The organism is Streptomyces pratensis (genome assembly GCF_016804005.1).
In the GTDB taxonomy this organism is placed as follows: domain Bacteria; phylum Actinomycetota; class Actinomycetes; order Streptomycetales; family Streptomycetaceae; genus Streptomyces; species Streptomyces pratensis_A.
Genome location: NZ_CP051486.1, coordinates 2540544 through 2564453 on the forward strand (window position 1 = coordinate 2540544; position 23910 = coordinate 2564453).

23 protein-coding genes are annotated in these 23910 nt (G+C 71.7%); 11 read left to right on the top strand and 12 right to left on the bottom strand.

What is annotated here, in order from left to right; genetic code table 11:
• Window positions 1-5: 5 nt before the first annotated feature.
• Together HED23_RS10940 and HED23_RS10945 are read right to left on the bottom strand one after the other, a co-directional pair.
• Complete coding sequence (locus HED23_RS10940) at window positions 6-1394, bottom strand: FAD-dependent oxidoreductase (RefSeq protein WP_203183199.1); 1389 nt, start codon at window positions 1392-1394, stop codon at window positions 6-8.
• A gap of 50 nt (window positions 1395-1444) precedes the next feature.
• A complete protein-coding gene (locus tag HED23_RS10945) occupies window positions 1445-2431 on the bottom strand; it encodes a DUF4349 domain-containing protein (protein ID WP_203183200.1) in 987 nt (328 codons plus the stop codon).
• Window positions 2432-2557: 126 nt separating this feature from the next.
• Between HED23_RS10945 and hemG the strand changes: the two genes are divergently transcribed.
• On the top strand, window positions 2558-4045 hold the full coding sequence (gene hemG, locus HED23_RS10950) for a protoporphyrinogen oxidase (RefSeq protein ID WP_203183201.1): 1488 nt from the start codon (window positions 2558-2560) through the stop codon (window positions 4043-4045).
• Window positions 4046-4049: 4 nt separating this feature from the next.
• Window positions 4050-4763, top strand: coding sequence for a hydrogen peroxide-dependent heme synthase (hemQ, locus tag HED23_RS10955; protein ID WP_203183202.1), 714 nt, complete (start codon window positions 4050-4052; stop codon window positions 4761-4763).
• Between the two features lie 289 nt (window positions 4764-5052).
• Here the strand turns inward: hemQ and HED23_RS10960 are convergent, their stop codons facing one another.
• From HED23_RS10960 to HED23_RS10970, 3 genes are all read right to left on the bottom strand, one after another.
• The gene (locus HED23_RS10960) at window positions 5053-5829 is read right to left on the bottom strand and encodes a TIGR04222 domain-containing membrane protein (RefSeq protein ID WP_203183203.1); all 777 of its coding nucleotides are present in this window, start codon (window positions 5827-5829) and stop codon (window positions 5053-5055) included.
• A gap of 117 nt (window positions 5830-5946) precedes the next feature.
• The gene (locus HED23_RS10965) at window positions 5947-6957 is read right to left on the bottom strand and encodes a TIGR04222 domain-containing membrane protein (protein WP_203183204.1); all 1011 of its coding nucleotides are present in this window, start codon (window positions 6955-6957) and stop codon (window positions 5947-5949) included.
• Between the two features lie 7 nt (window positions 6958-6964).
• Window positions 6965-8257 (bottom strand): DUF692 domain-containing protein, encoded by a 1293-nt coding sequence (locus HED23_RS10970; RefSeq protein WP_203183205.1) that lies wholly within the window; start codon window positions 8255-8257, stop codon window positions 6965-6967.
• A gap of 324 nt (window positions 8258-8581) precedes the next feature.
• Here HED23_RS10970 and HED23_RS10975 point away from each other — a divergent pair, with 324 nt between their 5' ends.
• Window positions 8582-9949: a family 43 glycosylhydrolase gene (locus HED23_RS10975; RefSeq protein WP_203183206.1), complete on the top strand. Its 1368-nt coding sequence runs from the start codon at window positions 8582-8584 to the stop codon at window positions 9947-9949.
• 23 nt (window positions 9950-9972) lie between these two features.
• Here the strand turns inward: HED23_RS10975 and HED23_RS10980 are convergent, their stop codons facing one another.
• Entirely contained in the window at window positions 9973-10725 is a 753-nt protein-coding gene (locus HED23_RS10980) for a DUF4142 domain-containing protein (protein WP_203187437.1), read from the bottom strand.
• A 274-nt stretch (window positions 10726-10999) separates the two neighbouring features.
• Here HED23_RS10980 and HED23_RS10985 point away from each other — a divergent pair, with 274 nt between their 5' ends.
• On the top strand, window positions 11000-12058 hold the full coding sequence (locus tag HED23_RS10985) for a hypothetical protein (protein ID WP_203183207.1): 1059 nt from the start codon (window positions 11000-11002) through the stop codon (window positions 12056-12058).
• A 48-nt stretch (window positions 12059-12106) separates the two neighbouring features.
• Here the strand turns inward: HED23_RS10985 and HED23_RS10990 are convergent, their stop codons facing one another.
• A complete protein-coding gene (locus tag HED23_RS10990) occupies window positions 12107-12895 on the bottom strand; it encodes a peptidyl-tRNA hydrolase (RefSeq protein WP_238441916.1) in 789 nt (262 codons plus the stop codon).
• Between the two features lie 73 nt (window positions 12896-12968).
• Between HED23_RS10990 and HED23_RS10995 the strand changes: the two genes are divergently transcribed.
• The 3 genes from HED23_RS10995 to HED23_RS11005 all read left to right on the top strand — a co-directional run bounded on the left by HED23_RS10995 (window position 12969) and on the right by HED23_RS11005 (window position 14183).
• Entirely contained in the window at window positions 12969-13646 is a 678-nt protein-coding gene (locus HED23_RS10995; RefSeq protein ID WP_203183209.1) for an AIM24 family protein, read from the top strand.
• 169 nt (window positions 13647-13815) lie between these two features.
• The gene (locus HED23_RS11000; protein ID WP_238441917.1) at window positions 13816-13989 is read left to right on the top strand and encodes a hypothetical protein; all 174 of its coding nucleotides are present in this window, start codon (window positions 13816-13818) and stop codon (window positions 13987-13989) included.
• A gap of 14 nt (window positions 13990-14003) precedes the next feature.
• Entirely contained in the window at window positions 14004-14183 is a 180-nt protein-coding gene (locus HED23_RS11005) for a hypothetical protein (protein ID WP_203183210.1), read from the top strand.
• Between the two features lie 18 nt (window positions 14184-14201).
• On the opposite strand, the gene HED23_RS11010 is transcribed toward HED23_RS11005, so the two are convergent.
• The 4 genes from HED23_RS11010 to zapE all read right to left on the bottom strand — a co-directional run bounded on the left by HED23_RS11010 (window position 14202) and on the right by zapE (window position 18346).
• Window positions 14202-15116 carry a polysaccharide deacetylase family protein gene (locus HED23_RS11010; protein ID WP_203187438.1) on the bottom strand — a complete coding sequence of 305 codons (915 nt, stop codon included), beginning with the start codon at window positions 15114-15116 and terminating at the stop codon, window positions 14202-14204.
• A 118-nt stretch (window positions 15117-15234) separates the two neighbouring features.
• A complete protein-coding gene (locus HED23_RS11015) occupies window positions 15235-16611 on the bottom strand; it encodes an alkaline phosphatase PhoX (protein ID WP_203183211.1) in 1377 nt (458 codons plus the stop codon).
• 133 nt (window positions 16612-16744) lie between these two features.
• Window positions 16745-17170 (bottom strand): OsmC family protein, encoded by a 426-nt coding sequence (locus HED23_RS11020; protein WP_015579261.1) that lies wholly within the window; start codon window positions 17168-17170, stop codon window positions 16745-16747.
• A gap of 81 nt (window positions 17171-17251) precedes the next feature.
• Entirely contained in the window at window positions 17252-18346 is a 1095-nt protein-coding gene (gene zapE, locus HED23_RS11025; protein ID WP_203183212.1) for a cell division protein ZapE, read from the bottom strand.
• Window positions 18347-18383: 37 nt separating this feature from the next.
• On the opposite strand from zapE, the gene HED23_RS11030 reads away from it, so the two are divergent.
• The 4 genes from HED23_RS11030 to msrB all read left to right on the top strand — a co-directional run bounded on the left by HED23_RS11030 (window position 18384) and on the right by msrB (window position 21632).
• Complete coding sequence (locus tag HED23_RS11030; protein ID WP_238441918.1) at window positions 18384-19163, top strand: pyrimidine reductase family protein; 780 nt, start codon at window positions 18384-18386, stop codon at window positions 19161-19163.
• A gap of 159 nt (window positions 19164-19322) precedes the next feature.
• Window positions 19323-19775, top strand: a complete 453-nt coding sequence (locus tag HED23_RS11035) for an indole-3-glycerol phosphate synthase (protein WP_203183214.1) — start codon at window positions 19323-19325, stop codon at window positions 19773-19775.
• A 44-nt stretch (window positions 19776-19819) separates the two neighbouring features.
• Window positions 19820-21214: a UDP-N-acetylmuramate--L-alanine ligase gene (murC, locus tag HED23_RS11040; RefSeq protein WP_203183215.1), complete on the top strand. Its 1395-nt coding sequence runs from the start codon at window positions 19820-19822 to the stop codon at window positions 21212-21214.
• Between the two features lie 10 nt (window positions 21215-21224).
• Window positions 21225-21632 carry a peptide-methionine (R)-S-oxide reductase MsrB gene (gene msrB / locus HED23_RS11045; protein WP_203183216.1) on the top strand — a complete coding sequence of 136 codons (408 nt, stop codon included), beginning with the start codon at window positions 21225-21227 and terminating at the stop codon, window positions 21630-21632.
• 82 nt (window positions 21633-21714) lie between these two features.
• Here the strand turns inward: msrB and HED23_RS11050 are convergent, their stop codons facing one another.
• Window positions 21715-23886 (bottom strand): MMPL family transporter, encoded by a 2172-nt coding sequence (locus HED23_RS11050; protein ID WP_203183217.1) that lies wholly within the window; start codon window positions 23884-23886, stop codon window positions 21715-21717.
• Between the last annotated feature and the right edge of the window lie 24 nt (window positions 23887-23910).

Here is a 23910-nt window from a genome sequence, read left to right on the forward strand (position 1 = left end):
CCCGGTCAGGCGTCATCCCGGAGGCTCGCCCGCACCGCCGACACGGCCTTGCGGGCAGCCACCAGGACCGGGTCCCAGACCGGGGAGAAGGGCGGGGCGTAGCCGAGGTCGAGTGCCGTCATGGCCTCCACCGTCATGGAGGCGGTGAGCGCCACCGCCGCGACGTCCACGCGCTTCGCCGCGCCCTCACGGCCGACGATCTGTACGCCCAGGAGCCGGCCGGTGCGGTACTCCGCGAGCATCTTCACCGTCATCGGCTCCGCTCCCGGGTAGTAGCCGGCGCGGCCGGTCGACTCGATCGTCGCCGTGACGTAGCGCAGACCGACCGCACGTGCGTCCTTCTCGCGCAGCCCGGTCCTGGCGATCTCCAGGTCGCAGACCTTGCTCACCGCCGTGCCGACCACGCCGGGGAAGGTGCCGTAGCCGCCTCCGACGTTGGCCCCGATGATCTGGCCGTGCTTGTTGGCATGGGTGCCGAGAGCGATGTGCCGGGTGCGGCCCGCGACGAGGTCCAGGACCTCGACGCAGTCCCCGCCCGCCCAGACGTCGTCCTGCCCGACGACCCGCATCGACAGGTCCGTCAGGAGGCCGCCGTGAGGGCCGAGCGGCAGACCGGCCTCGCGGGCCAGGGAGGTCTCCGGCTCGACGCCGATGCCGAGCACGACGACGTCCGCCGGGTAGGTCTCCTGTTCCGTGGCCACCGCCGTGACCCGGCCGTCCTCGCCGGTGTCGATCCGCGTGACCGAGGCGCCGTTGACCGTGGTGATGCCCAGCCCGTCCATCGCCTTGTGGACCAGCTGCCCCATGTCCGGATCCAGCGTCGCCATGGGCTGCGCGCCACGGTTGAGCACCGTCACCTCGAAGCCTCGCTTGAGCATCGCCTCGGCCATCTCGACTCCGATGTAGCCCGCGCCGACGACGACCGCCCTGCGCCCCGGAGCCCGGTCGAGGGATTCCAGGAGCGCCTGTCCGTCGCCCAGGGTCTGCACGCCGTGGACGCCCGGAGCGTCGATCCCGGGCAGGTCGGGGCGCACCGGCCGGGCGCCCGTGGCGATCACCAGCTTGTCGTAACCCGTCCAGTACGTCTCCCCGCTGTCACGGTCCAGCGCCCGCACCCGGTGGCCCGCGACATCGATCTCCGTCACCTCGGTGCGGGTGCGCAGGTCGATGGAACGGGCCCGGTGCTCCTCGGGCGTACGGGCGATGAGGTCGTCGGGGCCGTCGACGTCGCCGCTCACCCAGTAGGGGATGCCGCAGGCCGAGTACGACGTGAAGTCGCCGCGTTCGAAGGCCACGATGCTCATCGCCTCGGGCCCCTTGAGCCTCCGGGCCTGCGACGCGGCGGACATGCCCGCCGCGTCGCCTCCGACGACCACCAGTCGCTCCGCCGCCATGCCAGGTCCCTTCGCCGCCGTGTGCAGGTCGGGGGCCCACGCTACGGCGCCTACGCGGCCGGAGGGGCCTGCGGTGCCTCCGAAGGCTCCTGGGGCGTCGTACGGCGCTGTGGCAGTCGGCTTCGCAGAAGCCGCCACACGAGCACCAGAACGGCCGCGGCGGCCAGGAACGGAGCCGTGGCGCCGATCGCCACCATGATCCACCGCAACATCGTCACGAACGCGTCCCAGCCGCCGGCCAGCGCGTCCAGGAAGCCGGTGTCCTCCTCGGGGTCCTTGCCGTCCTCGTAGGGTTCGCTGAGTTCGAGGGTGATGGTCGCGAACGTGGTGCGGTTCTTCAGTGATTCCTGCCGGGCGAGGAGCGACTCCAGATCGGCCTGGCGGCTGCTCAGTTCACCTTCCAGCGTCACCACGTCGGTGAGCTTCTCGGCCTTGTCCATCAGGTCGCGGATCCGCGCGACGCTCGCCCGCTGGGTGGCGATCCGGCTCTCGACGTCGACGACCTCGCCGGTGACGTCCTTGGCGTTCGACGTACGGGACAGCACCTTTCCCGAGCCGGCGAGCTCGTCCAGCACACGTCCGTAGTCGTTTTGGGGCACGCGCAGCACGAGGTGCGCCCCCTCACGGCTTTCGTCCAGCCGCTCCGTGGTCTCCTCCTCGATCCTGCCGAGGCTCAGGCCCTTCGTCACGGCGCTGCGGGCCACGGCCACCGCCTTCGCCACGTCCTTCACCTCGAGTTCGAGAGTGGCCGTGTGGATAACGTGAGTCACCAGCGAGGAGGCCGTCTCCGGCGACACGGAGGGGCCGTCGGCGGACCTGGCAGCCGACTTCTCACCGGCACCGGCACCGGCTGCGGCGGGCGCCGCAGCCTTGTCGTCGGACGCGGATTTCAGCCCCTGCCCACGGTTGTCGTCGGAGGCGGCGCACGCCCCGGTGGTCAGGAGAGCGACGAGCAGTCCGGCGGCTGTCAGCGCATGGGCGCGGCGTCGGACTGGCCGGACAGGTGGATGAATCTCCGTGTGGCGTTCGTACTGCATAACGCGTCCCCCCAGGGTCGTTGTCGATGGTGCCTCTTCGACGTGAGGCCCCGTGCGCGGGTTGCCGTCCGGCGGTTTCGAAGTGGTCACGTTCGGGACTCGGGAGGGGTTTGAGAGAGTGGACCCATGCAGCGTCCTCTTCAGCGCGACACCACACGCACGGGTCATGCCGTCGTCATCGGCGGCGGCATCGCCGGACTCGCCGCGGCCCACCGGCTGTCGGCCTCCGGACTCCGGGTCACCGTCCTGGAGGCGACCGAGCGGCTCGGCGGCAAGCTGATGACCGGCGAGATCGCGGGTACCCGGGTCGACCTCGGCGCCGAGTCGATGCTCGCGCGCCGGCCCGAAGCGGTCGAGCTGGCCACCGCGGTGGGGCTCGGCGACCGGCTCCAGCCGCCCGCCACCGCCTCCGCGTCGGTCTGGACCCGGGACGCCCTGCGCCCCATGCCCAAGGGGCATGTGATGGGTGTGCCGGGCGACCCGGCGGCGCTCAGCGGCGTGCTCTCGCCCGAGGGCCTGGCCAGGATCGCCGAGGAGCGCGACCTCACCCCTACCGCCGTCGGCGACGACGTGGCGGTCGGCTCGTACGTCGCCGACCGGCTCGGCCGTGAGGTCGTCGACCGGCTGGTGGAGCCGCTGCTCGGCGGGGTGTACGCGGGAGACGCCTACCGGATCTCCATGCGCGCGGCCGTGCCCCAGCTCTTCGAGGCCGTGAAGGAGGGCGGTCCGCTCCTCGACGGTGTACTCCGCATCCAGGAGAGGGCCGCCGCCCGGCAGCAGACCGGACCTGTCTTCCAGGGCATCGAGGGAGGCATCGGCACCCTGCCGGGCGCGGTGGCCGACGCCGTGCGGGCCGGGGGTGGCGAGATCCTCACGGAGACCCCCGTGCTCGGTCTGACCCGGACCGGTCAGGGCTGGGACGTGCGCACCGACAGCCGGGTGATCGCCGCCGACGCCGTCGTCCTGGCCACCCCGGCCTGGTCCGCGTCCACCCTGCTCGCCGCCGAGTGCCCGGCCGCCTCCGTCGAGCTCGCCGCCGTCGAGTACGCCTCGATGGCCCTGGTCACCATGGCCTTCCGGCGTTCCGACATCGACGGCACCGAGGCGCTCCAGGGGCGGTCGGGCTTCCTGGTGCCGCCGGTCGACGGGCGCACGATCAAGGCCGCCACCTTCTCCAGCAACAAGTGGCAGTGGGTCGCCGACGCGGCCCCCGGCCTCTTCGTGCTGCGCACCTCCGTGGGCCGCTACGGGGAGGAGGAGCACCTGCACCGCGAGGACTCCGAGCTGGTCGCCGCGTCCCTGGGGGATCTCGCCTCCGCGGCCGGACTGACGGCCCGGCCCGTGGACACCGAGGTCACCCGGTGGATCGGCGGACTGCCCCAGTACCCGGTCGGCCACCTCACCCGCGTCGCCAGGATCCGCGACGAGGTCGCCAAGCTGCCCGGTCTGCGGGTGTGCGGAGCGGTGTACGACGGCGTCGGGATCCCGGCCTGCGTCGCGAGTGCGCACCGTGCCGCGGACGAGATCGTCCAGGACCTCACCGGGCCGGGCACGGGGGAGATCGACAACACTCCGACCCGGGTTCGGGGCACCGGTGGCGAGGCGGGACAATAGCCGTATGAGTGCGCCAGAAAAGCTTCCGAACGCAGGCAAGAAGGCCAAGGACCTCAACGAGGTCATCCGCTACACCCTGTGGTCCGTCTTCAGGCTGAAGGACGTCCTTCCCGTCGACCGCGCCGGTTACGCCGTCGAGGTCCAGGAACTGTTCGATCAGCTCGGGGCCAAGGACATCACGGTCCGCGGCACCTACGACGTCTCCGGTCTCCGGGCCGACGCAGACCTGATGATCTGGTGGCACGCCGAGACCTCCGACGAGCTCCAGGAGGCCTACAACCTCTTCCGGCGCACGAAGCTGGGCCGCGCCCTCGAGCCGGTCTGGTCGAACATGGCGCTGCACCGCCCCGCCGAGTTCAACAAGTCGCACGTGCCGGCCTTCCTGGCCGACGAGACCCCGCGCGACTACATCAGCGTGTACCCCTTCGTGCGCAGCTACGACTGGTACCTGCTGCCCGACGAGGACCGCCGCCGCATGCTCGCGGACCACGGCAAGATGGCCCGTGGCTACCCGGACGTCCGTGCCAACACGGTGGCCTCCTTCTCGCTGGGCGACTACGAGTGGGTCCTCGCCTTCGAGGCGGACGAGCTGTACCGCATCGTCGACCTCATGCGCCACCTGCGGGCCTCCGAGGCGCGGCTGCACGTCCGTGAAGAGGTCCCGTTCTACACCGGACGCAGGAAGTCCGTCGCAGACTTGTTGGCCGGACTCGCATAGCCAGCGTTTCCGGTCATCCCGACCCGGAAGATCAGTTGGCGGGCAAAGGCGAGTGAGACGCCGCCCGTCGTTCCAGCGACACCGGGTCCGGTACCGGGTACACATCGGCCGACGGCCGGCGAACTGTCGTGGCCCGCGGGGGAGTCAGCCATTCCTCTCCGCGGGCCGCCGCTCCTCGCCCGGTCCGGCCGATGTGTCCCGGGCCGAACAACTGGATATGACAGCACGAGAGCCGCTCCCGGCGACGGGGGCGGCTCTCGTGTTCACCGGCCCGGCCGGGACCGGCGGGTCAGGCCCCGGTCCGCGCCCCGCTCAGCATGGCCGCGCGCAGGCCGGGGTCCTCAAGTGCTCCCACGCCCCGCACCGCCACCGCCACGAGGAGGTCCTGGTCCGCGCCGCGCACCGGTGCCGGCAGCGAGTCCAGCCAGTGCTGTCCCGACGGGGAGGCCCACGGGCTGTACGGGTGGTTCTCCACCCGCGCGATGGCCAAGCAGCCCAACGTCAGTACGAGCGGCAGTCCGAACCAGGCGGCCACCGGACCGGCGTACCCCGTCTCCTGACCGGGCATCAGCACGGCGGTGACCGCCAGGACCACCACCAGGACCGCCGCGCCCCGGACGCCCCGCACCGCCGACTCCAGGTTCGTACGGGTCCCGTGCGGCACTGCGAGCCCCGCTGCGACGAGCCGGTCGGCGAGGGAGCGTACGGCGTCGGCCGCCGCGGCGGCGGCCCGTATGGGCGCTATCCGGGACTGCCCTTCCGGACCGATCGCGCGGATCACCGTGCGCTCGACCTCGTCCCGCCCCTCCGGGTCGACGACCGTCGCCCACCCCGTGTGTGCGAGCAGGAGCCGACGCCGCAGGTGCATGGAGACCAGCGCCAGATCGGCGACCCGCTGCGGCCCGCCGGCCAGGAACGCCGTCTCGTAGAGGTTGAGTTCCGGTGAGACGGGCGCCCGCGCGGCGGACTGCGGCCGCTGGGCGGCGCCCGCGGTGACGAGGCACAGCCGGATGCAGGAGACGGCGGCCGCGCACCACGCGACCAGAAGAAGCAGGACCCAGAGCATGGCGGAGTTCTATGCGAGAACGGCGGAGAAGCGCTATGCCGTGTTCACGATATGGACGCATCTCGGTCACACGCGGTCATGCATGGCTGAATTGCGCCTCTCTCGGGCTCCGTACGCTCACGAACTGCTGCCGCAGCTGGAACCGCCGCCGCAGCTCGACCCGCTGCTGCAACTGGAGCCGCCACCGCTGCTGCAACTGGAGCCGCCACTGCTTCCGCAGCTCGACCCCGAACTGCAGGTGGAGCCCGGTCCGGAGTCGCCGCCCCCGCCGGTGGAACTTCCGCAGCTGCCGCTGCCGGGACTCGTCCCCGCGCACCACAGCACCGGGATGAAGGCGTTCGCCGCGACCGGCGAGGGCGTCGAGCGCGACGAGGAGAGCTGGGAGGGCTGTTGCCGGGCGGCGTCCGCCAACTGCCCCTGGAGCACGGGGTCGGGGAGTGCGCGCAGGCCGTGGGCCGCCACCAGATGGGCCGGATCGGCCACATGGGCGTCGGCCGTCCGGTAGTTGTCGGCGACCTGGCGTCCCGCCCTGGTGATCCGGGCCTTGGCCCCCGCCGTGCTGAAGCCGACCACGGTTCCGACGAGGATCGCGGGCAGCATCTTCACCAGGAAGGGGACCGGGACGTCCGCGAACTCGTCGAGCAGGACGTACTGGGCGACGGTCAGGGCGATGCTCACCGGCAGGCCGATGAGGCTTCCGTTGCCCAGGACGAGCCCCCACCGACGGCGCCCCCGGCTCTCGTCCGGGGCGATCAGCAGTCCCCGGGCGGCCAGCCCGTCGCCGATCTCCTGCACTGCGGGATGCCGCATGACGGCCGCCCGCAGGGTGCTCAGGGACCCGCTGGGGGCTGCGGCCAGCTCCTGGAGCACGGCACGCTCCACCGCGTCACGGGCCTCGGCGCGCCGCACCGCGACGATGCCGGGTCCGCCGATGGTCAGCCGCCCGTCCGTGTGCATGCGGGTGAGCGCGGTGTCCACGACCCTGGCCGGACCGCCGCCGAGGAAAGCCACCTCGCAGAGGTCGAGCACATACCCGCCGTCCCACAGGCCGGTGCGGCGGGTACCGACGATCAGGAGAGTGGAGGAGACGGCCACGGCAAGGGTCAGCAGAAGAGCGAGGAGGTTCATGGCGCGGTCACTTTCCGAGGAGGGCGGCACGGGCGGAGCGGACCAGGCGGGTCGCGCGGCGCGGGGGACGGGAGCCGGCCCGGTCCTGCCACCAGAGGGTCAGCCGTCGCCGGGCCGCCTCGTCGTCGGGCCGGCCCTCGACGAGCAGCAGCTCGGCGAAGGCGAGGGCGTCGCGGCGGTAGCCGCCTGACATCGGCCGGTTCCTGGCGTACGCGAGGAACGCCTTCCGGTAGCCGTCCCCGAGGATCCCGGGCAGCTCCGGCGCGACCTTGGCGACGACGTCGGCCCGCTTCGCGGCCAGGGCATGGCTCTGCACCCCCAGGCGCCGGTGGTCGAAGCCGTCCGGCGCGGGAGTACCGGCCACGAGTGCGGAGAGCAGAGCGGTCTGGGCCACGGCGGTCCGCTCGCGGCCCCCGGCGGTGCGGGACGACGGTTCCGGGGCCAGGGCGGGCCGTGGCCGAACCGTCCTGGGGCCTGAGGCGGCCACGGCCAACGTGCTGCGGATCGCAGCCAGTTCACCGGCCAGCTCCTCGGCCGGCGGGAAGTCGTCGTCACGCTCCAGGAGGACCCCCGGCGGGTCGACCCGGGAGCGTAGACCGCTCAGCACGTCCAGGACGGGGCGCGTCACGGGGTGGGCGTGCGTGTCGTGCCAGACGCCGTCCTTCTCGACGCCGCCCGCCACATGGACGTACGCGATGGCCTCCACCGGCAGTTCGTCCAGCGCGGTCGCCGGGTCCTCTCCGCGGTTGACGTGGTTGGTGTGCAGGTTGGCGACGTCGATCAGCAGCCGCACGCCGGTGCGTTCGACCAGCTCCGCGAGGAACTGTCCCTCGGTCAGCTCCTCGCCGGGCCAGGAGATCAGCGCGGCGATGTTCTCCAGGGCGAGCGGGACGGGCAGCGAGTCCTGAGCGATCCGCACGTTCTCGCACAGCACGTCCAGCGCGTCCCAGGTCCGTGGCACCGGCAGGAGGTGGCCCGCCTCCAGGGGCTGCGAAGCGCTGAGCGGGCCGCCGGCGCGTACGAACGCCATGTGCTCGGTCACCAGGGGCGCGCCCAGCAGTCCGGCCCGTGCGGCCAGACCGGCGAGACGGCCGGGATCCGGTCGTTCGGCCCCGCCCAGGCCGAGCGAGACCCCGTGCGGCACCACCGTGACCCCGCGCTCCCGGAGGCGTACGAGGGACTCCGGCAGATGGTCCGTGCAGAGGTTCTCCGAGACGGCCTCGACCCAGTCGATCCCCGGCAGCGCCTCGACGGCGTCCGCGATCTCCGGCCGCCATCCGATGCCGATTCCCAGCTTCATGGTGTCCCCTCCCCGTTCTGTGCAGGGGTGATGGCCCCGCCGGGCGCCGGCGAACCCGGAAGGGGGGACGTTCAGAGCTGAACTTGAGGTTCCCGGCCGGATCCCGGACATCCCGTTATTTGATCGTGATGCTCCTTTCCCGTCGGCCGGAACCGCTCCGGCCTGCGGAGACGCCGAGCCGTGGACCTGCCGGCGAGGCAGGGGCGCCGGATTAATTCCAGGGTCCGTTGACGGAGATCAACAGGCGTTCGCATGCTCGCCATGCCCGCCGGCGGTCCCGGGCAGGGCACCGGCTTCCCGGACGAACCAAGGAGAACGTCACTGATGACCAGCACCGAGAACAGGTCACGGCTCGGCCGGCGGTCCCTGCTCGCCCGCGCCGCAGGCGTGGGGGCGGCGGCGGCACTGCCCGCGGCCGCCGCGCCGACGGCGCAGGCCTCGGCCGCTCCCGCCGCGACCGCCCCCGGCCCGGCCGCTCCGGCCGCGGCGGAGCGGCGGTACCCGGCGAACTGGCCCGACCCCGAGCCCTACGGCCGCGCGGACACCCGGCCCGGCCTGTGGCCCCGTGAGGACAACTCCTTCGTCCTCCCGCTGGAACTGCGCCCCCGCGACAAGGAGCGGGGAGTGGTGTGGATGCGGGACACCTACGTCAACTGCTTCGTCGTCGACGGCCGTCCGCTCTACGTCGCCACGGGCACCACCAGGGTGCCCGGGCTCGAAGCAGCAGGCCCGTGGAACGACGGCATCTTCGTCTGGACCGCCCGCTCGCTCAAGGGGCCGTGGAAGCTGGCCGACACGACGGGTATCCGGCCCGGCGCGGAGAAGGGCAAGGTGTGGTCGCCGGAGTTCACCGACGAGAACCGGCCCGGGCGCACGGTCGTCGCTCCGTGGCAGGAGTACTGGTACGACGAGCGGTTCGGCAAGCGTGGCCAGGCGTGGGCCCCGGAGCTGCACCACTTCGGCGGGAAGTGGTACATGGTCGCCTGCATGGGCGACCACTCCGAGAAGGTCGGATCGTTCATGCTTGTGAGCGAGGGCGGGGTCGAGGGCCCGTACAGGCTCGTCGAGGGCAACCTCGAAAAGCCCTTCGGGGAGTCGTTCATCGGGGGACCGAGCTTCATCGCGCCCGGCGCCTACCACCACATCGACGGCAGCCTCTACTCCGAGGGCGACGACGCGTGGCTGGTGCTGCACAACAACCTGTACGCGAAGTTCCGCGACGACATGGAGGACATCGTCCCGACGACGGACCTTCCCACCTTCCGGCAGACCCCCTACGCCCCCGAGCCGTATCTCGAAGGCGCATACGTGTTCAAGCACGGAGGGAAGTACTTCCTCCTCCACGCGGCCTGGGACCGGACATCGGTCGATGCCGACGGCACACCACGCCACGCCTACGACGTCGGCGGCACCGGCCGCGTGCAGTACCAGTACGATGCGGTCGCCGCCGTCTCGGACAGCTTCGAGGGCCCGTACTCCGAACGCTGGACCGTCGGTGTCGGCGCCGGGCACAACAACTTCTTCGCGGACGCCGACGGCGACCTGTGGGCGACGTTCTTCCGGAATCCGAACTTCGGCCACTGGTCCAACCCGTCGCGCCTCGCCGACGCCGCGGTGCCCGGCGTCGTACGGGTGGAATGGACCGGCCCGAAGGGGAACCGCCTGTACGTCCGGCGCCCGGACCACGACTGAGTCCCTCGCTCCGGGCGCCTTCCTCAAGGCCGGGGCAGCGGGGCCATGGTCGGCGGCACCGGGCGGGACGTGAACGACTGGTCGCCGCTCGGGGTCACCGGTACCGGCAGCTGCGGGACGCCGCCACCCGACGACGCGGGGGGCCCCGAAGGACTGGCCGTGGACGAGCCCGCCGCCTCTCGCGCCAGTCCGTCGAAGTCCACGAAACCGGTGCGCTCCAGCATGGTGATGTGGTCGAGCACCGTCTGGTTGGCGTCGGATGCCAGCTGCCGGATCAGTGAGTTGCGCGTGGTGTGCCGGACCTGCGCGACCAGCGCGAAAACCTTGCCGTGCGCTGCGCGCAGGAGGTTGGCGAACTTCTGCTCGTACTCCTGGCCCTCTGCCGCGGTGAGCTCCCTGAGCCAGCCCTGCTGTTGCTCCGTGGGCTGGTTCGGGAGCTCCACGCCGAGCTTGGCGGCCACGTCACGGGCCCGCCGGTCCAGGTCCGTGTGACCGACCACCAGATGGTCACCGGCGAGCTTCACCCCCTCGCTCGGCGCCCGCTCGATGGCCTGCTGTCCCGCGGGCAGCTCCCACAGTCCGGCGAGACGCACCTTGACCAGGAAGTCCCGGTCCGTCGCCGAGAGCGGCCCCCACTGGGTGGCGACGCTGGACGCGTTCAGATTGGCCTCGCCGGTGCCCGAGCGGTCGGCGTAGGACCACACGGGAAAGGCGAGGGCGCCGAGCGTGGCGACCAGCGCGGCGATGATGAGGGCCGTTCCGTTGATGCGTCGCAGCAAGATGTCTCCCGGGCAGATGTGTGACAGCGTCGAATCAACCGCCAACTGACCGGTCGTTCAACCTACTTGGCGGTAACGCCGGTGCGGCGGTACGGGGAGATACGTATGTCGGCGCGGGGATGTTCAGCCGGAGGGGAAAACGGCGGGTCGGCGTTCCGCGGGAGGTCTCGATGCCGCTGCGGGCCGTGCTCCGCGATCTCCCGTGTGTCCGGAGGGCCTTGGGGGACGGACCCGCCGGGCGGTGTCGGTGCCCGGCCGCATAATCACGCCCATGCGCATAACCGAGCACACACTCGCACAGGCCTGGCGCCGCACCGCCGCACGCTCCGACCTCCTCCACGAGGCGATGCTCCCTCCCATGGGCACATCACCCGAGGACTACGTACCCCGCGCCGACGACCCGGATGGTCTCTTCCTCGTCGTGGACGAGGACGGCACGGTGCGCGGCCACATCGGCCCGTACCGGGAGCTCTTCGCCACCCGGGACCTGGACGAGGCGCTGTACTTCGTCGCGGAGGACGCGGTCCGCGGTCTCGCCGGCCACATCGCTGCACGCGCCCCCGGAGACGGCCCGGTCACCGCACTCGTCACCGGGCAGGCCCAGATGCTGGACCGGATCGACCCCGCGTGGGGAGAGAGGTTCCGCAGCGGCGCGACGGGCAGTACGCGGACGGCACAGCCGTGCGGAGGAGACCCGCTGGAAGGCCTCGCGTGGATCGCCGGCGAATGGAGGGGGCAGGACCCCTACACCAACCTCGTCTTCTTCCGTGGTGAGGACGTCAGCGCCGAGCGGATAGCGCTGCTCCACGGAGCCGACCCCGGGCAGGTCGCCGCCGGGACGCGCCTGTCCGGTCTGCCCGGCGCGGACGGCACCGGCCGCGACCCCTGGGAGATCGCCTGGGAGTCCCTCTGCTACGGGAAGACGGGCGACTGGGCCTTCCTGATGTACCACGACACGCCGCCCGGAGTCCGGGCCGACAGCGAGGCCCTCTCCCGTCTGGGAGTCGCGGAGGTGGTCTCGCTGAGTGCCTGCTCCGCGAAGGCCATCTACACCTTCGACTACACGCGCGACGGCCGCCGCGTCGACGACGACTGGGGCGTACTGGAACTGATCTGGTACGACCGGGGCCGCGCCCCCTACTACCGGGGCGGGGAGCTCGACTTCCTCAACCAGGCCGTGCGCCGCGCCGAACTGGACCACCCCGGGCTGACCGGCGAGTTCGAGCTGTACTTCCACGCCCTGGAGACCGCGTTCGGCCTGCGGCTTCCCCGGCGGGACATCCAGGAGGGAACGGTCCGGGCCGCGCAGTGGGCACGCGGCGAACGCTGACCGCGGGCCGAAGCGGCCGCCGGGACCGGGCCGCCCCCGCCCGGCAGGTCAGCGGCGCAGGGCCGGGTGGTCGGCGACGACCGTGCAGGACCCCGGAGCGACCTCGGTGAAGCCGGCGTCCCGCACCACCGGCAGTCCGCTCGCGGTGAGCTCACGCCAGCGGGCGGCGTCCGGGGTCGCGACGGAGAGCGGGAACCCCGCCTCGCGCCACGCCTTGCGCTCGATGTCCGACAGCTGCCACCAGGCGAGCTGCGCGCCGTGCCCGGCCTGCGCCATCGCCTTGCCCGCCGACATGGAGACGTCCGGATTCATCCAGAGGACCGGACCGGCCGGATCAGGTGCTGCCGGAGCCTCGGGGTCGTCCAGCTCCGTGCCCGACACCTGGAGCTTGGCCAGCTCCTTCGGCCAGCCGTCCAGGGGCACCGGAGGGAACACCCGGACCTCCGCGTGCTCGCCCCCGACCGTGATCCCGGGCAGCTCGCACGCCTTGCGCCACTCCGCGCCGCGCGCCCGCCGGACCACCTTGCGGATCCGGGCGTCCTGCCAGTCGCGCACCGCCTGCGCCCACTCGCCCTCCGCCCCGCCCTCGTCCTCGCCCTGCGCGCGGGGGTCCGAGAGCATGGTGAGCACCGCACGGGCGGCGGTCACCAGGGCGTCGTTGCGCGCCGGCGGGTTCGTCTTCTCGAGGTGCACCACCAGCGGCAGGACGAACTGCGGGGCTTCGTCACGCGACGTCGGTTCCGTGCGGAACGGGCTGTCGGCGGACGTCCCCGGCGGGGTGCCGGCGGACGTCCCCGGCGCTGCGGGAAGGGGCTCGGGAATGCTGTCGCTGCTCACCACCCCAGTCTGCCAGGCCCGTCCGACCACTTGTTCTTGGCGGAACCGGGGGCTCCGGGCGAGGATGCACCGCATGAAGAGCGACCTCTTTTCCAGCGAGCACATGGCGCAGCAGGCCCCGGTCCCGGGCATGACGCTGCAGAACGCCAAATCCATCAAGTACACCGTCGACGGTGAGATGCACGCACGCCAGGGGTCGATGATCGCCTTCCGCGGCGATCTCCGGTTCGAGCGCAAGGGCCAGGGCATCGGCGGCATGCTCAAGCGTGCTGTGACCGGCGAGGGCTTGGCCCTGATGGCCGTCACGGGCCAGGGGGAGGCGTGGTTCGCCCACGAGGCGGCCAGCTGCTTCATCGTCGAGATGGAGCAGGGTGACGTGCTGACCGTCAACGGCCGCAACGTGCTCTGTTTCGACGCGAGCCTCTCCTACGAGATCAAGACCGTGAAGGGCGCCGGAATGACCGGCGGCGGCCTCTTCAACAGCGTCTTCAGCGGCTCCGGCAAGCTCGGCCTGGTCTGCGACGGCCAGCCCGTGGTCATACCCGTCACCGCACAGCAGCCGGTGTACGTCGACACGGACGCGGTCGTCGGCTGGAGTGCCCAGCTCTCCACCTCGCTGCACCGCTCGCAGAGCTTCGGCTCGATGGTGCGCGGCGGGTCCGGGGAGGCGGTCCAGCTGATGCTCCAGGGCGAGGGCTTCGTGATCGTACGCCCCAGTGAGCTCAAGTCGGAGAAGTCGTCGTCCAGTTGATGCTGCGAGGAGTGGGCCGCCGGTACGGTCTGCGCGGGCCCTGGGTGCTGCGGCCCGCCCGCGCACAGCCCCGGTCCTGGCCGAGGCACCGAACGGGGCCGGCAGGCCGACCCCGCTGCGGCCGCTCTCGCACCGCCACGGCCGGTCGCTCGCCGCGACCGTGCTCGGCGTGATCCTCGCCCTCGTGACCGACGGCTCACCCGCGAAGGCCGCGGTGACGGGCCTGGTCTCCGGTTCGCTGACCGGCGCGGTGCGGGTGCCGCTCGTGCCGCTGGCGGGCGCCGTCGCCGTGGCCGTCGTGGTGGCCGCCCTCACCTCACGGGTCGCGGCGCTGCGTGCATGAGTACGCTCGTTCGTATGGAAGACGCGTACTGCGAGACACCCGCTCCGGCTCCCGCGCCCTCGGACGCGGGTCCGCCGTACGCCGAGTGCGTGCTGTGCCGGAAACCGACCGAGTACCCGGAGTCGACGAAGGGCAGCACGCTCTGCCCGGTCTGCGCCTGGCAGGAGGCGGGACGCACCGCCTGTTCCGGCTGACGGGCGGGCGGGCCGGACTCAGCCGCGCATCAGCTCGGAGACCTTGACGAAGCGGTAGCCGCGCTCGCGCAGTTCCGGGACGATCCGGCGTACGGCCTCGTCGGTGACGGGAGCCGCGCTGCGGGTGCAGTGCATGACCACCAGCGAGCCCGGCTCCACCCCTGCCAGCACCTGCTCGGACACGGCGTCGGCGTCGGTGGCGAAGGCATCACCGCTGACCACGTCCCACTGGACGGCGGTCACCCCGGTCGGGGCCAGCGCCCTCAGCGACGCGTCGTCGTAGCAGCCGCCCGGAAAGCGGAAGTACGGCACGACGTGACGCGCACCCGTCCTGCGGATCGCGGTGAAGGCCCGCTCCACGTCGGCCCGCATATCGGCCTCCGCGACGGTCGGGAGCCCGTAGCAGGGAGAGGAGAAGGCGTAGTGGCTGAACGAGTGGTTGGCGATTTCGAACAGGGGATCGGTGCCGATCGAGCGCGCCTGGTCCGGATACTCCTGCGCCCACCTGCCCGTCATGAAGACCGTCGACGGGACCTTCAGCCTGCGGAGCGACGCGATCAGGGCGGGGTTGTCGAAGCGCTCCCCGCCGGCGGCACGCGGTCCCTGGTCGGCGGTCATGTCCGCGTCGAAGGTGAGGGCCACGACCTTGTCGGCCCCGTCGGCCTTCTTCGCGGAGCCGGAGCCGAAGCCGGAGCCGGAGCCGGTGCCGGACGGCCCGGCCCCGGCCGTGGGCCCGGGGCCGTCCGCCCGTCGTTCGAAGACCGGCGTGAGCCCGCCGGGTCCCGGGGCCAACAGGGACGGCCCGCTCCCCGGAACCCGTGACGGGGACACGGGTTCCGGGGAGGCGGTCGGCAGTGGGGCGGTACCGGCGCGGGTGGCCCCGGGGCTTCCGCAACCGGCGAGCGCCCCGATCACCGAAGCCAGCACGATCATCGTGCGAACAGATTTGATCACTGGGGGACGCTAGCTGATGATTTATCAGATAATGCTCACGGCGCTCCGGGGTCGCCGATCGCCGTACCGCCAGGTCACCCGCCCGCTCGCGCCCGGGTCAGCGCCAGGGGCCCGTCACCGCGAACGTGGTCCCCGGCGTGTAGCAGTTCACGAACATCGTCCCGCCGTCCGGTGAGAACGTGACGCCCGCGAACTCGCCCCACTCCGGCTCCTCGGCCGTCCCGATGTTCTGCCGGCCCCGGGCCATCGCGTAGACCTCGCCGCGCCTCGTCACCCCGAGCACGTGCTGCGCGCCGCCGCCGTCCTCGCAGACCATCAGCCCGCCCCCGGCCGCGAGGCAGATGTTGTCCGGGGACTCGCCCGGCAGCTGGACGTCGGTGTCCGGTCCGAAGACGATCACCAGGGTGAGCCGTCGCCTCCCCGGTTCGTACCGCCACACCTGACCGAAGTGGTCGCCGGCCGACCCCTCCGAGCTGCGCGCGAAGCTGGAGACGAAGTACACCGACGACCCGCCCCAGTAGCAGCCCTCCAGCTTCTGGGCGTGCGTGACGCCCTTCGTCCCGAAGTCCTGCAGCCGGATGGGGGTTTCCGCGGCCAGCGGATCCGGTACGGGGACCCACTCGATCCGGTCGAAGCTCGCACCCGTCTCCTGGATCGCGGAGAGGTCGGGTACACCGGGCACCCGCATGGCCTCGAGCGCCCCGCCTGCCCGCAGGGAGCCCGTCCCGCCGAGCGGCTTCCCGGGGAGGAAGCGGTAGAAGAGCCCGAACGGCCTCTCGAACGCGTCCTCCGTCTCGTACACGATGCCGTTCCGGGGGTCGACCGCGACGGCCTCGTGCTGGAAGCGGCCCATCGCGGTCAGGGGGACGGCACCGGTGCGGCGCGGATCGGCGCCGTCCACCTCGAAGATGAAGCCGTGGTCCTTCGTGTAGCCGTTGGTGCCGGCCTTGTCCTCGGTCTCCTCGCAGGTCAGCCATGTGTTCCAGGGGGTGGGGCCACCAGCGCAGTTGACGGCCGTACCCGCGATGGCGACACGCTCGCCGCGCACGTCGCCGCGGCCGTCGAGTTCGAGGGACGTGCAGCCGCCCTTGCCCATGGGGTCGTAGGTGAGGCCCTCGACCGTGGGCACACCGATCTTCCCGGTGACGCGGTTCTCGTGGTTGCGTACGAGATGGACCCGGCCGTGGCGGCCGGCGAAGGCGGCCATGCCGTCGTGGTTGCTGGGGACCTGGCCCTCGCCTGAGCGGAGCGGGTCGCCCTCCCGGGAGAGCACCCGGTAGCGGAAACCTTTCGGCAGATCGAGCAGGCCGTCAGGGTCAGGCAGGAGGGGGCCGTAGCCGCTGTGCCCACGGGCGGCGGCTGTGCCGGAGAAGAGTTCGGTGAAGGCCCCGGTGAAAGCGACGGAGGCGGCTGTCGCGGCGCTGCCGGCCAGGACCTGTCGTCGTGTTGCGAGCGGTCGAGGTGCGGATGACATGAGGCAACTCCCTGTTGGCGGACAGGTGAAGTGACCCGCATGTGTGTACCACTCATCGCGGCGCGCGGGAACCATGCGAACCACGGTGCCCCGGGTGTCCCCGGGGCGGAAGAGGCCCCGGGGACGTGTGGGATCAGGCCAGCGACGCGGTGAGCGTGATGGTGGTGCCCGTGAGCGCCTGGCTGACCGGGCAGTTCGCCTTGGCGTCCTCGGCGGCCTTCACGAAGCCCGCCTCGTCCAGCCCCGGAACCTCGCCCTCCACCGTGAGGTGGATGCCGGTGATGCCGGTGCCGGGCTGGAAGGTGACCTCGGCCTGGGTGTTCAGCCGGGTCGGCGGGGTGCCCGCCGTGGCCAGGCCGTTGGACAGAGCCATCGAGAAGCAGCTGGAGTGCGCGGCCGCGATGAGCTCCTCGGGGCTGGTCTTGCCGTTCGCCTTCTCCGCGCGCGACGGCCAGGAGACGGGGTACTCCCCGATCCCGGAGGAGTCGAGGGTGACAACGCCCTTGCCCTCGAGCAGGTTGCCTTCCCAGACCGTGTGCGCCTGACGCGTGGTAGCCATGCTGGATCCCTTCAAACGGTGTGCGCGGTCAATGGACGTACGCGCGCCCGCAGGCACCCGCACGTCCTTCAACCCCTGAACTTACTGCGCCACCAGTCCCTTTGCGTCACGCGCCAGTGCCGTCAGCCGCGAGATGGCCCGGAAGTACTTCTTCCGGTACCCGCCGTTCAGCATCTCGTCACTGAAGAGCCGGTCGAAGGGAACACCGGATGCGAGCACCGGGACCTCACGGTCGTACAGCCGGTCCGCCAGCACCACCAGACGCAGCGCCGTCGACTGGTCGGGCACGGGCCGCACATCGGTGAGGCAGACCGCCGTGATCCCGTCCGTCAGCGCGCCGTACCGGCTCGGATGGACCCGGGCGAGATGGTCGAGCAGGGCCGGGAAATCGTCGAGCGAGGCACCGGCCGTCGCGTACGCGGCCCTGGTGACCTGATCGTCGGAGTACGGCGGCGGTGCCTCCGGCAGTCCCCGGTGGCGGTAGTCCTCGCCGTCGATCCGCAGCGGCCGGAAGTGCGAGGACAGTCCCTGGATCTCGCGGAGGAAGTCCACGGCTGCGAAACGGCCCTCCCCGAGCTTGCCGGGCAGCGTGTTCGACGTGGCGGCCAGCGCGACCCCCGCTTCGACGAGCCTGCTGAGCAGGGACGACACGAGGACGGTGTCGCCCGGGTCGTCCAGCTCGAATTCGTCGATGCAGAGCAGCCGGTGCCCGCTCAGCGTCTGCACGGTCTGCTGGAAGCCCAGGGCCCCGACCAGGTTCGTCAGCTCGACGAAGGTGCCGAAGGCCTTGAGCGAGGGTGCGGCCGGGGTGGCGTGCCAGAGAGAGGCCAGCAGGTGCGTCTTGCCGACGCCGTACCCGCCGTCGAGATAGACACCACGGGGTCCGGCGGGTGCGGAGGCCTGCTTCCTGCCGAACCACCTGCGCTTGCCGGAGCCCATGGCGTGCGCCCCGCCGAGCCCGGCCGCGAAGGAGCTGAGGACGTGGACCGCCTCGGTCTGGCTCGGCTGGTTCGGGTCGGGCACGTACGTATCGAAGCGCACCGAGTCGAAGCGCGGCGGGGGCACCATCTCCGCGACCATACGGTCGGCGGGGACGCGCGGCTCGAGGGCGCACAGGGACTGCGGGGCCGTTTCGGCTATGGGGCTCTGCCCCGGCACGGCTGTGGAGGACGACACAACTCTCCACCTTAAGGGCCGTGCCAGACTGCTGGGCATGCGACGCCTGCTCCCTGTGACGGACCTGACAACCCCAGCCCCGGCCGCTGCCGCCGCCGACCGTGAGTGGACGCTCGACGAGCTGGCCGACGCCTACGCGTATCCCGACGGCGGGCGCCCCTGGCTCCGCGCCAACATGGTCTCCACCCTGGACGGCGCCGCCCAGCACGACGGACGCTCCCAGGGCATCTCGTGCCCCACCGACATGCGGATCTTCGGCACCCTGCGCGGTCTGGCCGACGCCGTCGTCGTCGGCGCCGAAACGGTGCGTCTGGAGGGATACCGGCCGGCCCGGGCCCGCGACGCCTTCGCCGCGCGGCGCGAGGCCGCCGGGCAGGGGCCCGCCCCGGCCGTCGCGGTCGTCAGCGCGAGCCTGGACCTGGACTTCTCGCTCCCGCTCTTCGTCTCGCCGCTCGTCCCGACCCTCGTGATCACCGGCGCCGCGGCGCCCTCGGACCGGGTGCACGCGGCCCGGGAGGCGGGGGCAGAAGTGCTGTTCGCCGGGGACGGCGCCGCCGTCGACCCGGCACGCGCGCTCGCGGAACTGGGACGGCAGGGCTTCGCCAGGCTCCTCACCGAGGGCGGGCCGCGTCTGCTGGGCCAGTTCGTGGCGGCCGGGGTGCTGGACGAGCTCTGTCTGACCCTGTCCCCGCTGCTCACCGCCGGAGACGCGCAGCGCATCGCGGGCGGACCCGCCATCCCCGTGCCGGAACGTTTCTCCCTCGTCTCGCTGCTCGAGGAGGCAGGATTCCTCTTCACTCGGTACGGGAAGATCTGACAGATAGCGGAATTACCCGTTCCGGTTGGCCCCGGGTGGGCACACTTAGTCCTGCTACCCCCGTGCAATTGCGGGGAAGGATGGTTTCAGCAGCAGCGGCCGTCCCCTCGGCCGACGAGATGAAGCGGAAGGGCGCCTGTCGTGTTCACAAGCGTTTTGATGATCGAGAAGCCCCTCACTCCCGAGGACGTGGAGTTCGTCACCACCCTCCACGGCGAGGAGCGGATCTCGTTCGTCGTACTGATGCAGCCCCGCAGCGACCAGGCCGACGTGCTGCTGCGCGCGATCGACGACGTGGCGATCGGCGAGCTCAGGGAGGCCGTCCGCGAGGGGGACCGGCCTGAGGGCAAGGAGGCCAGGGAACCGGCCGAGATGGCTCTGGAGTACTCGCTCAGGGAGCTGCGCGAGGCGGGCTCGGAGGCCGTCGGGCAGGTCGTCGAGGACCACCCCCTGGACAAGCTGAAGACCGTCGTCGACGACTCGGGGGCCGACGAGGTCATCGTGCTGACGGCACCCCACTACGTCGAGGAGTTCTTCCACCGCGACTGGGCCTCCAGGGCGCGGCACAAGGTCGGCGTACCGGTGCTCAAGCTCTTCGCGCACAGCGAATAGGCTTGGGGCCGACCCAGACCACTCACAGCTCGGGAGAGACACGTATGGCACCCGGTATTCCTGCCGCCCTGGAACGGCCGCACTTCATCGGCATCGGCGGCGCCGGAATGTCGGGCATCGCGAAGATCCTCGCCCAGCGTGGCGCGAAGGTGGCGGGCAGCGACGCCAAGGAGTCCGCCACCGCCGAGGCCCTCCGCGCGCTGGGCGTCACCGTCCACATCGGGCACGCCGCCGGGCACCTGGCCGACGACGCGACCTCGGTCGTCGTCTCCAGCGCCATCCGGGCCGACAACCCCGAGCTGGTCCGCGCCGCCGAGCTGGACATCCCCGTCGTGCACCGCTCCGACGCGCTCGCCTCCCTGATGGAGGGTCTGCGCGCCATCGCGGTCGCGGGCACGCACGGCAAGACCACCACGACGTCGATGCTCGCCGTCGCCCTCTCGGAGCTGGCCCTCGACCCCTCGTACGCCATCGGCGGCGACCTGGAGGGCCCCGGCACCAACGCCACGCACGGCCAGGGCGACATCTTCGTCGCCGAGGCGGACGAGAGCGACCGCAGCTTCCAGAAGTACGACCCGCAGGTCGCGATCGTCCTCAACGTCGAGCTGGACCACCACGCGAACTACGCGTCGATGGACGAGATCTACGAGTCGTTCGAGACCTTCGTCGGCAAGGTCGTCCCGGGCGGCACCCTGGTCGTCGCCGCCGACCAGTCCGGCGCCGTCGAGCTGACCCGGAAGGTCCGCGAGCTCTCCGACCTCACGGTCGTGACCTACGGCGAGTCCGAGGGCGCGGACGTCCGCGTCCACAAGGTCACCCCGCGCGGCCTGACCAGCGAGGTCACGGTCGTCCTCAACGGCAAGTACCTCACCTTCACCGTCTCGGTGCCCGGCCGCCACTACGCGCACAACGCGGTGGCCGCACTCGCCGCCGGTGTCGCCCTCGGTATCCCCGCGCACAATCTGGCCTCCGCCATCGGCAAGTACACCGGGGTCAAGCGCCGCCTCCAGCTCAAGGGCGAGGCGGCCGGGGTCCAGGTCATCGACTCCTACGCACACCACCCCACCGAGATGACGGCCGACCTGGATGCCATGCGTGGCGCGGCGAGCGAATCCCGCCTCCTCGTGGTCTTCCAGCCCCACCTCTTCTCGCGCACCCAGGAGCTCGGCACGGAGATGGGCCAGGCCCTCGCGCTCGCCGACGCCTCGCTGGTCCTGGACATCTACCCGGCCAGGGAGGACCCGGTCCCGGGTGTCACGAGCGCCCTGATCATCGACGCCGCCAAGGCCGCGGGCGCCGATGTCACGGCCGTCCACGACAAGGCGGAGGTCCCCGCCGCCGTCGCGGGAATGGCGAAGCCCGGCGATCTGGTTCTCACCATGGGAGCGGGCGATGTCACGGACCTCGGCCCGCAGATCCTGGACCACCTGTCGAGCTGAGGGAGCCACCGTGTCGTACGACGTCGAGAAGCCGGACGAGCAGTGGCGGGCAGAGCTGACGCCCGCCGAGTACGCGGTGCTGCGCAAGGCCGGCACCGAGCCCGCCTTCGTGGGTGAGTACACCGACACCAAGACGGCGGGCGTCTACTCCTGCCGTGCCTGCGGCGCGGAGCTGTTCCGCTCCGACACCAAGTTCGAGTCGCACTGCGGCTGGCCGTCCTTCTACGACCCGAAGGACACCGACGCGGTCGAACTGCTGCAGGACAACAGCCTCGGCATGGCCCGCACCGAGGTGCGCTGCGCCCGCTGCGGCTCGCATCTCGGGCACGTGTTCGAGGGTGAGGGCTATCCGACGCCCACGGACCAGCGGTACTGCATCAACTCGATCTCGCTGACGCTGGCGCCCGACGAGAGCTGAGACGCAGGCCCGGGCACCACGCCCGGGCAGCAGGACCGATCGGTGCCCCCGGCCTTCCTCCAGGCCGGGGGCACCGGCGTGCTCAGGTCTTCACGAGCTCCACCGGCTCCCGCTGCACCGGGATCTCGCGGTGCAGCCGCTCGCCCTCGATGTCTAGATCGGGCAGGGCGCGGTCGACCGGGCCGGGCAGCCACCAGGCGGCGCGTCCCAGCAGGTGCATGACGGCCGGGACGAGCGCCATACGGACGACGAAGGCGTCGATGAGCACCCCGACCGCCAGGGCGAACCCGATGGACTTGATGATCGGGTCGTGCATGAGCACGAATCCGCCGAAGACGGCGGTCATGATCACCGCCGCGGCCGTGACCACGCGTGCGTTGTGGCCGACACCGCTGATGACGGACTCACGGGCGTCGGAGCCGTGCACGAAGTCCTCCCGCATCCGCGAGACGAGGAAGACCTCGTAGTCCATGGCAAGCCCGAAGAGGATGCCGATCAGGAGGATGGGCAGGAAACTGACCAGCGGCCCGGGCGTGTCGAGGCCGACCAGATCCGCCAGGTGCCCCTCCTGGAAGATCGCGACGGTGATCCCGAAAGTGGCACCGATGGTCAGCAGGAAGCCCAGTGCCGCCTTGAGGGGCACCAGGACCGAACGGAACACGAGCATCAGCAGCAGTACGGAGAGCCCGACCACCAGCAGGAGATAGACGGGCAGCGCGTTCGAGAGCTTCTCGGAGACGTCGATGCCGACCGCGGTGGCGCCGGTCAGTGCGATGGACGCACCCTTGACCTCCTCCACCCGGTCACGGATCCCGTTGACGGTGTCCTCGGTCGCGGCAGCGGTGGGACCGGTCTCCGGGATCACCGCCAGAAGCGCGGTCGTGCCCTTCTCGTTCATCTGCGGGGCGGCGACGGCCAGCACTCCGTCGGTCTCCATGATGAGCGCGGCCGTCTCCTTCGCCGCCGCGCCCGTCGCCCGCGCGGTGTCGCCGGACACGACGGCTACCAGCCGGCCGTTGAAGCCCTCGCCGAACCCCTCGGTGGTCAGGTCGTAGGCCTCGCGGTTCGGCGACCCGACCGCCTCGGTGCTCGCGTCGGGCAGCGCCAGGCGCATGTCCTGCACGGGCAGGGCGAGAGCGCCGAGCCCGACCACACCGAGGACGAGGACGGGGACGCGCAGACGTGCCACGATCCGGCCCCAGCGGAATCCGAAGCCGGACTCCGCCTCGACGGGAGCAGGGGCCGAGGTCCGGTCCCGGGTCCGCTGCTTCCGGGGCAGCACCCGGGCGCCCGCGAAGCCGAGGACGGCCGGCAGCAGGGTGAGGGACACCAGCACCGCCAGGGCGACCGTGGCGGCGGCGGCCAGGCCCATGACCGTCAGGAAGGGCACACCTGCGACGGCCAGCCCGGCCAGTGCGATGACGACGGTGGCGCCCGCGAAGACGACGGCCGAACCGGCGGTCCCGGCCGCCCGGCCGGCCGCCTCCTCACCGTCCATGCCCTCGGAGAGGTAGTGGCGGTAGCGGGAGGTGATGAACAGGGCGTAGTCGATGCCCACGGCCAGGCCCAGCATGAGGGCCAGGATGGGCGCGGTGCTGGTCAGCTCGATGGTGCTGCTGAGGGCGAACAGTCCGGCCATGCCGGCCCCGACGCCGACCAGGGCGTTCAGCAGGGTCATGCCTGCCGCCACCAGCGAACCGAAGGTGAGTACGAGCACGAGGGCGGCGACCGCGACACCGATGATCTCGGTGGAGCCGACCTCCGGGACGCCGCGCATGATCTCGCCGCCGTGTTCGACGCGCAGATCCGCGACGTCGGCCCCGGCTTCGCCGAACGCCTCCCGCTGAGCGTCGGTGATGCCGTCGACACCCGACTCGAACTGCACCTGGACGAGGGCGTAGCGGCCGTCCTGCGAGACGGCCCTGGAGGCGAAGGGGTCGACGGCCGCGAGGACCCCTGGGACCTTCGCGGCCTCCTCGGTCACGGGAGCCACGGCGGAAGGCGTGAGCTTCCCGCCCTCGGGCGCGGCGACGACTATGGTTCCCGTCGCACCGCCGGCCTGCGGGAACTCCCGGGCGAGCGAGTCCAGGGCCTTCTGCGACTCGGTGCCCGGTATCGAGAACTTGCTGGTGGTCGGCCCGCTGAAAGCTGCCGCGCCCCCTCCGAGCAGGGCGAGCAGCAGGAGCCAGAGGGCGACGACACGCCCTCGGCGACGGAAGGACAGCCGGCCGAGCCGGTACAGCAGGATTGCCATGGGAAAGAGGCGTCTTTCTCTTGG